Source organism: Actinophytocola gossypii, from assembly GCF_025165815.1.
GTDB lineage: Bacteria > Actinomycetota > Actinomycetes > Mycobacteriales > Pseudonocardiaceae > Actinophytocola > Actinophytocola gossypii.
Genome location: NZ_JAFFZE010000032.1, coordinates 58,687 through 66,471, shown reverse-complemented (window position 1 = coordinate 66,471; position 7,785 = coordinate 58,687). Strand labels below are relative to the sequence as shown.

The following is a 7,785-nucleotide window of genomic DNA, read 5'->3' as shown; positions in this document are numbered from 1 at the left end:
TGGGACACGAAGGCCTCCGGTTCGTGAAGCGGTTCCTCGACAGCTCCACTTCACAACCAGAGGCCTTCACCTGTCTGCACGACAGGCCGTCACACCCTCAACCCGAACAACGTCCCTGAACATCACAGCTAGGCCAGCCCGTTGCGGTGGGCGAACACGATCGCGGCGGCGCGGTCGCGCAGGGCCAGCTTGGTCAGCGCGTGGCCGAGATGGCTCTTCACCGTCGCCTCGCTGACGTGCAGCGCGGCGGCCGCCTCCGCGTTCGTGGCGCCGCGACCGATCTGACACAGCACGTCCCGCTCGCGCGGCGTGAGCCGGTCGAGCACCGCCTCGGGCGTACGCGGCGCGACGCGGCGGTACGCGGCCAGCACCCGACCCACCACCTGCGGGTCCAGCCACGCACCGCCCTCGGCCACGGTCGTCGTCGCGCGGACGATGTCCTCGCCGGGAGCGTCCTTGAGCACGAACCCCGCCGCGCCCGCGCCGAGTGCCGCGGCGACCGTCTCGTCGTCGTCGAACGTGGTCAGCGCGAGCACCGGCGGCGTGTCGGCGCGGGCGCGCAGCAGGCGGGTGGCCTCGGCACCGTCGACCCGCCGCATCCGGACGTCCATCACCACCACGTCCGGGCGCAACCGCTCCACCGCCGCGAGCACCTCGTCGCCGTCCGCGCACTCGCCGACGACCGTCAGCCCCTCCTGCGGCTCCAGGATGCGCCGCAGCCCCGCCCTGGCCAGCGGCTGGTCGTCCACCAGCAGCACGGCGATCACGCCGGCACCACCGCGTGCACCACCCACGACCCGTCCCGCACGCCGGCGTCGACCGTGCCGCCGGCCGCGCCGACGCGTTCCCGCATCCCGAGCAGCCCACTGCCCGGACCGGGCGCTCCTGCCTCGCGCACCGGGTTGTCCACCCGCAGCGTCAGCGCTCCGCCGTCGACCCGCAGGTCCACCGTGGCCGGACCGGAGCCGTGCCGGGCCGCGTTCGCCAGCGCCTCCTGCAACACCCGGTACACCGCGAGCTGCGCGGCGCTCCCCGCCCCGTCCGGCGCCGTCACCGACAACCGGACCGGCAGCCCGGCGACCCGGTAGCTCTCCGCGAGCGCCGCCACGTCGGCGAGCCCTGGTTGGGGCGCGTCGACCGAGGTCTGCTCGTCGGACCGCAGCACCCGCACGATCCGACGGATGTCGGCCAGGCTCGCCCGCCCGTGCTCTTCCGCCTCGGCCAGCGCCTCCTCCGCCTCACCGGGCGACGACCGGCGCACGGCCATGCGCGCCGCGGTGATGTGCAGCATCGTGACCGCGAGTGTGTGGGCCACCACGTCGTGCACGTCGCGGGCGACCGCGCGCCGTTCCTCGGCGACGGCCTGCCGCGCGCGGGCCTCCCTGGCCTCGGCCATCTTGGCGTTGGCCAGGTGGCTCAGCCGCACCGCGTACCCGGCGGCGAGGCACAGCAGGACGACCCCGTGCCAGGCGAGCAGCGGGTACAGCGGGTCGGGCAGCCGTCCGGCGACCGAGGCGGCCACCAGCGGCGCCCCGTACGCCAGGTACCCGCCGGCCGCGAGCCCGGCCGCCAGCACGGGCGGCGCCATCCCCACCACGAGCGTGATCACCAGCATGGGCGGCAACGCGAGCAACACGTACGCGACGTCCCCGCCGAGGCCGGCGGCGGGGAGGAACCAGTGCGTGAACCCCAGCGCGGCGAGGGGAGTGAGCGCCGTGAGCCCGAACGTCCACGTGGGGCCGTCGTCGCCGACGACGAGCCAGCGCACCCACGGCAGGGCGCCGATCGCGAGCAGGACCAGCCCCCACCACCCCTGCGCGAACCCGGCCGCGACCGCGACCGCACCGGTCATCACCAGCGCCGCCACCGGGATGCCGGTCGCGAACGTGGTCTCCAGCTGCGGCACCGTCACCCCGACCTGCCGCAGCTGGCTCTCCCACTGGCAGGCGACCGCGTCCTCGCTCATGCCCCTCACCTCGGCTCGAGCCTAGCCCGGACCAGCGGCTACCGGACCGGTTCGATGGCGATGCCGACGAACCGCTCCCGGTGCACGATCCGCTCCACGAGCTGGATCGGAATGCCGAGCAGGTACCGGGATCGCTTGATCCGGTTCGCCCACCGGCTCTCCTCGCCGGACAGGATCCGGGCGCGGGCCGGCTGGGCGGGCCCGGTCGGTCTGCCCCGGATGGTGCACGGGGCGATCGTGACGTGGGGGTCGCGGCGGATGCGTTTGACCTTGCCGAGCGAGGCGATCGTGCTGGTGTAGACGATCCCGTCGCGGACGGCGTGCCAGACCGGCGTGGCGACCGGGGTTCCGTCCCGCCGGAACGTGGTGAGCAGGATGTACTTCGCACCGGCGAGGTGCTCGAAGCCGGTGGTTGTCTCGGTGTTCGTCATGACGCCGACGCTAGGGACGGGACACGCGGCGCACATCGCCCGCGGAGCGTGACGTGCCTCCACCCCGGGGAGGGGGTCCCTCCGACTCCGGATGGGGGTACCGTCCGGGCGGAATCGGGTCGAGCACGCGTCCGGTGGCTGGGTAGACGCGTCTGTCAGGTGTGCCCTGGAGACGCTGATGTCCTACCGCGCGCTGGCGCGTTCCGTGCCGGTTCCGTTCCTTCCGCTCGGCCTGCTGGCCAGGCTGCCGTACGCGATGACCCCGCTCGGCACGCTCCTGGTGCTGGAGCCGGCCGGCGGCCACACGTTCGCCGGGCTGGCGGCCGGCGCGCAGAGCGTGGCCATCGCCGTCAGCGGCCTGGCCGCGGGCGCGCTCGCGGCCCGCTTCGGCGCCCGCCGGCTCGGCATGGTGCTCGCGGTGCTCAACGCCCTGGCCGTGCTGGGTCTGGTGCTGGCGAGCGACCGCCCAGCGATGTTCGCGGCGGCCGTCCTCGTCGGCCTGACCCAGCCGCACGTCGGGCTGCTCGTGCGCGTGCACTGGGCGGCCGCGCTCGGCGGGTCTCCGTTGCTGCGCACGGGTTTCGCCTACGAGGGCGCGGTGGACGAGTTGAGCTTCGTGCTCGGCCCGGCGGTGGTCGGGCTGCTCGCGGTCGGCGGGTCCTGGCCGCTGCTCGGCATGGCGGTGCTGCTGGTCGGCGCCGCCCTGCCACTGTCCACGATGTACTCACACGTCGGTGGTGGCGTCCGCGGTGGCGGGCGGGTTCCGTGGGCGCCGATGACCGTCCTCACGGTCGGGATGGCCGCGGTCGGCGCGGTGTTCGGCTCGGTTCAGGTGGCGGTGACGGCGTCGGCGGGCAACGCGGGCGGCCGGTACGCCCTGCTCGGGCTGGGCAGCGTGGTCGCCGGCGTGGCGTACGCGTGGTTGCCCGCCCGGTTCGGGGTGCGGGCCAGGTACGTCACGTTCAGCGCCACCCTGGTGGCCGGGATGATGGTGCTGGCGTTCGGCGCGCGCGACTGGCCGGCCCCGGCGATCCTGGCGGCCGGCGTGGTCATCGCGCCGTACATGATCACCCTCTACACGCTGACCGAGACGGTCACACCGCGGGCCGGCCTGCCGCTGGCCATGGGAGTCCTCGGCGCGGGCGGTCCCGTCGGCACCGCCGTCGGGCAGGCGGTGACCGGGCGCCTGGTCGACACCGCCGGCCTCACCGCGGCGTGGTTCGCTCCGCTCGGCTGCGCCGCCGTCGGTCTGGTGGTCGCGCTGCTGGGCCGGAGCCGGGTCACGCCGCCTTCGCGGCGGCGGCCATGGCGGCGCGGAACAGGACCTGCTGGTTGCCGTCCACCCAGCTGATCCGGTTGGTGATCGCGTTGATGCGCCAGCCGGCCGCGGTGCGGGTGAGGCCGAACTCGTACGTGCCGCCGAGTGTCCACAGTGGAGACCCGTGCGGGTTGGCGAGCCGGTGCACGCCAAGCACGTTCGCCGTCGCGCGGGCTTCGTCGCCGGTGACGTCGACCAGCACGTTCGTGATCAGGTGCTGGGTGGCCTCCAGGCCGTCCATGGTGCGGCGCCACGAGCCCTGCGCGGTGGTGCTCAGCAGCTGGTCCACCGTGCCCTCGCGCGGCTCGCCGCCCCACAGGTCGGTGTAGTCGGTGTAGACCCGCTCGGTGAACAGGTCACGCAACCCGGCCCAGTCCCGGCGGTCCAGGAACCAGCCCATGCGGAGGACGGTGTCGGTGATGGCTTCGCGGTCGCCAGGAGTCATGCGGCCAGTGTGCGGGAACGTGCTCGAAGGACGGTCAATCCTGCGGGTTCCAGTCCAGCAGCCGCACCTTGCTGACCGTCTGCACGTGCCGGCGCATGGCGGCCGCGGCCGCGCGCGGGTCGCCGGCGCGGATGGCCTCGGCGATGCGCCGGTGCTGGCCGAGCGACCGCGCCGGCCGGCCGGGCTGGCGCAGCGACTCGTGCCGGCTCTCGGTGATCTGGTCGGCGATCGAGCGCATGAACTCGGCCAGGATGCTGCTGGACGCCGCCGCCGTCACCGCCGCGTGGAACCGCCGGTCGCCCTCCTCGCCGGGGTCGCCGGCGTCGACCTCCTGCGCCATGTGGGCCAGGGCGGCGTCGATGGCCGCCAGGTCGGCGTCGGTGCGGCGGCGGGCGGCCAGCTCGGCGAGCTTGGTCTCCAGCGCCTCGCGCGCCTCCAGCACGTCGGGCAGCCGCCGGCGGCGGGCCATCAGCTCCTCCACCGGCTCCACGTCCAGCGAGTCGCGCCGCAGGTAGGTGCCGCCGCCGTGCCGGACGTCCAGCAGGCCCTGCACCTCGAGCACGACGATCGCCTGCTTCACCGACGCGCGGCTGACCCCGAGCCGCTCGGCCAGGTCGCGTTCGGACGGCAGCCGGTCGCCGGCGCGCAGGCCGGACTCGGCGACATGGGCCCGGATCCGGTCGACCACCTGCGCGTAGAGCTTGGACCTGCTGACCGGCCCGAGTGCGTCCGCCACACCCGGCAGTCTACTGGCTGAGCCATTTGACCACTTGAGGCTTGACACCGGTGGGGCGACGGCAGCAAAGTGGCTCAGCCACTAGTCCAGTGGTGCCGGCGTCAAGGAGGACGGTCGTGTCCGCTGAGCTGATCTCGATCCTCGCGCTCGTGGTGATCTTCGTGCTGGCCACGACGCTGTCGGTGAACATGGGGGCGCTGGCGTTCGCCGGTGCGTTCCTGGTCGGCACCCTCGCCGGCGGGCTGGACGCCGACGGGATCTTCGCGGGGTTCCCCGGCGACATCTTCGTCGTGCTGGTCGGCGTGACCTACCTGTTCGGCATCGCCAGGGCGAACGGCACGACCGACTGGCTGGTGGCCGCCGCGGTCCGGCTGGTCGGCGGGCGGATCGCGCTGATCCCGTGGGTGATGTTCGTGGTCACCGGCGCGCTGACCGCGATCGGCGCCGTGTCGCCGGCCGCGTGCGCGATCGTCGCGCCGATCGCGCTCGGGTTCGCCGCCCAGTACGGCATCAGCCCGCTGCTCATGGGCGCGATGGTCGTGCACGGCGCGCAGGGCGGCGGGTTCTCGCCGATCAGCGTGTACGGCTCGATCGTCAACGGCATCGTCGACAACAACGGCATCGAGGGCAGCCCGGTGGTGCTGTTCCTCGCGAGCCTCGGCATGAACACCGCCATCGCGGCCGTGCTGTACGTCGTGCTCGGCGGCGCCAAGCTGGGCCGCGCCGAACCGACCGAGGAGAAACTCCCGCACGAGCAACGCATCCCGCTCGACGCGCCCAAGATCGCCACCCTGGTCGGGCTGGTCGCACTGGTGGTCTGCACGTTGGTGTTCGAGTTCGACGCCGGACTCACCGCGATCACCGTCGCCGTGGTGCTGAGCGTGGCGTGGCCGTCGAGCAGTCGCAAGGCGGTCAACGAGATCACCTGGCCGACGGTGTTGTTGATCTGCGGCATGCTCACCTACGTCGGGGTGCTGCAGGAGATCGGCACCATCGACTGGGCGGGCAACGCGGTCAGCGAGGTCGGCGTGCCGCTGGTCGCCGCGTTGCTGCTGTGCTACATCGGCGGGGTGGTGTCGGCGTTCGCGTCGTCGGTGGGGTTGATGGGCGCGCTGATCCCGCTGGCGGTGCCGTTCCTCGCGCAGGGCACGATCGGTCCGGTCGGCATGGTGGCGGCGCTGGCGGTGGCGTCCACGATGGTGGACGTGAGCCCGTTCTCGACGAACGGCGCGCTGGTGCTCGCGAACGCCAAGAACGTCGACCGGGACCGGTTCTTCCGGCAGCTCATGGTCTACGGCGGGATCGTGGTGGCCACGGCTCCGCTGGTGAGCTGGCTCGTGTTCGTCGTGCCCAACTGGGGTTAGGAGATTCATGCTGTTCCCGGAGCTCGTCACCGCCGGTGACCGAACCGCCCTGCGCTTCCCCGACGCGGCCCTGTCCTACCGCGACCTGTCCCGCCTCGCCGGAAACCTGGCCGACAGGCTCGCCGGCCACCGCCGGGTAGCGGTATGGGCGACGCCGACCATCGAGACGTGCGTGGCCGTGGTCGGCGCGCTGGTCGCCGGGGTGCCCGTGGTCCCGGTGAACCCGAAGGTCGGCGAGCGGGAACTGGCCCACATCGTCGCCGACAGCACTCCGGACCTGGTGCTGTCGGCACCGGACACGCCGCTGCCGCCCGCGCTCGCGGCCCTGCCCCGCCTACCGGTCACCCTGACCGCCGCTGCCGGTGCCGTCACCCCGCCGGTCCGGGAGCACGACGACGCCCTGCCCGCGTTCGTGGTCTACACGTCCGGCACCACCGGCCCGCCGAAGGGTGTGGTCCTGCCCAGGCGCGCGGTCGCGAGCAACCTGGACGCGCTCGCCGAGGCGTGGTCGTGGACCGCGGCCGACGTGCTCGTGCACGGCCTGCCGCTGTTCCACGTGCACGGCCTGATCCTCGGCGTCGTCGGCCCACTGCGCCGGGGCGGGACCCTGCACCACGTCGGCCGGTTCTCCTCGGCCGCCGTCGGCGCCGCGCTGGCGGGGGAGGGCACCATGCTGTTCGGCGTCCCGACCATGTACCACCGCCTGGCCGCCGACTGCGCCGAGGACGCGACCCTGGCCACCGCGGTCGGCGGCGCGCGGCTGCTGGTGTCCGGCTCGGCCGCGCTGCCCGCGACCGTGCACGAGCGCATCACCGCCACCACCGGCCAGCGCGTGGTCGAGCGCTACGGCATGACCGAGACCCTGATGAACACCGCCGTCCGCGCCGACGGCGACCGCCGGCCCGGCGCCGTCGGCCCACCGGTCACCGGCGCGTCCCTCCGCCTGGTCGACGACCACGGTGCCCCCCTCCCCACCTGGGACGGCGAGACGGTGGGCGAGATCGAGGTGCAGGGCCCCAACCTGTTCCTCGAGTACCTCAACCGCCCCGACGCCACCGCCGAATCCCTGCACGACGGCTGGTTCCGCACCGGCGACATGGCGGTCCGCGACCCGGACGGCTACGTCCGCATAGTCGGCCGCCGCGCCACCGACCTGATCAAGAGCGGCGGCTACAAGATCGGCGCCGGCGAGATCGAGAACGCCCTGCTCGAACACCCCGCCGTGGCCGAAGCGGCCGTAACCGCCGAACCCGACGAGGACCTCGGAGAACGCATCGTCGCCTGGATCGTCCCCACCGCCGACCCCCCACCCCCCGAAACCCTCATCGACCACGTCGCCCGCCTCCTGGCCCCGCACAAACGCCCCCGCGTCATCCACTACCGCGACTCCCTCCCCCGCAACGAAATGGGCAAGATCATGAAGCGCTCCCTCCCATGACCCCGCCCCCGCCCCTCCCGCGAGTCGTACGCTCCCGTCGCGCGAGTCGTACGCTCCCGTCTCAACCCCACTCCCCGCGAGGGCTAG

General features: G+C 73.6%; 8 protein-coding genes. 3 read left to right on the top strand and 5 right to left on the bottom strand.

Features of this window, described 5'->3' with window-relative positions:
• Positions 1–128: 128 nt before the first annotated feature.
• The 3 genes from JT362_RS34170 to JT362_RS34160 are packed head-to-tail and all read right to left on the bottom strand — an operon-like array spanning position 129 to position 2,397.
• Positions 129–767, bottom strand: coding sequence for a response regulator (locus JT362_RS34170; RefSeq protein ID WP_260196063.1), 639 nt, complete (start codon positions 765–767; stop codon positions 129–131).
• Positions 764–1,966, bottom strand: a complete 1,203-nt coding sequence (locus JT362_RS34165) for a sensor histidine kinase (RefSeq protein WP_260196062.1) — start codon at positions 1,964–1,966, stop codon at positions 764–766. The genes JT362_RS34170 and JT362_RS34165 overlap by 4 nt, the downstream gene beginning before the upstream one ends.
• A 38-nt stretch (positions 1,967–2,004) precedes the next feature.
• On the bottom strand, positions 2,005–2,397 hold the full coding sequence (locus JT362_RS34160) for a PPOX class F420-dependent oxidoreductase (RefSeq protein ID WP_260196061.1): 393 nt from the start codon (positions 2,395–2,397) through the stop codon (positions 2,005–2,007).
• A gap of 178 nt (positions 2,398–2,575) precedes the next feature.
• On the opposite strand from JT362_RS34160, the gene JT362_RS34155 reads away from it, so the two are divergent.
• The gene (locus JT362_RS34155; RefSeq protein WP_260196060.1) at positions 2,576–3,748 is read left to right on the top strand and encodes a hypothetical protein; all 1,173 of its coding nucleotides are present in this window, start codon (positions 2,576–2,578) and stop codon (positions 3,746–3,748) included.
• Here the strand turns inward: JT362_RS34155 and JT362_RS34150 are convergent.
• The gene (locus JT362_RS34150) at positions 3,678–4,160 is read right to left on the bottom strand and encodes a nuclear transport factor 2 family protein (RefSeq protein ID WP_260196059.1); all 483 of its coding nucleotides are present in this window, start codon (positions 4,158–4,160) and stop codon (positions 3,678–3,680) included. The genes JT362_RS34155 and JT362_RS34150 overlap by 71 nt on opposite strands.
• A 34-nt stretch (positions 4,161–4,194) precedes the next feature.
• Entirely contained in the window at positions 4,195–4,896 is a 702-nt protein-coding gene (locus JT362_RS34145) for a FadR/GntR family transcriptional regulator (RefSeq protein ID WP_260196058.1), read from the bottom strand.
• A gap of 116 nt (positions 4,897–5,012) precedes the next feature.
• Here JT362_RS34145 and JT362_RS34140 point away from each other — a divergent pair, with 116 nt between their 5' ends.
• The gene (locus tag JT362_RS34140; RefSeq protein WP_260196057.1) at positions 5,013–6,260 is read left to right on the top strand and encodes an SLC13 family permease; all 1,248 of its coding nucleotides are present in this window, start codon (positions 5,013–5,015) and stop codon (positions 6,258–6,260) included.
• A gap of 7 nt (positions 6,261–6,267) precedes the next feature.
• Positions 6,268–7,698, top strand: a complete 1,431-nt coding sequence (locus JT362_RS34135; RefSeq protein ID WP_260196056.1) for an acyl-CoA synthetase — start codon at positions 6,268–6,270, stop codon at positions 7,696–7,698.
• The last annotated feature ends 87 nt before the right edge of the window (positions 7,699–7,785 follow it).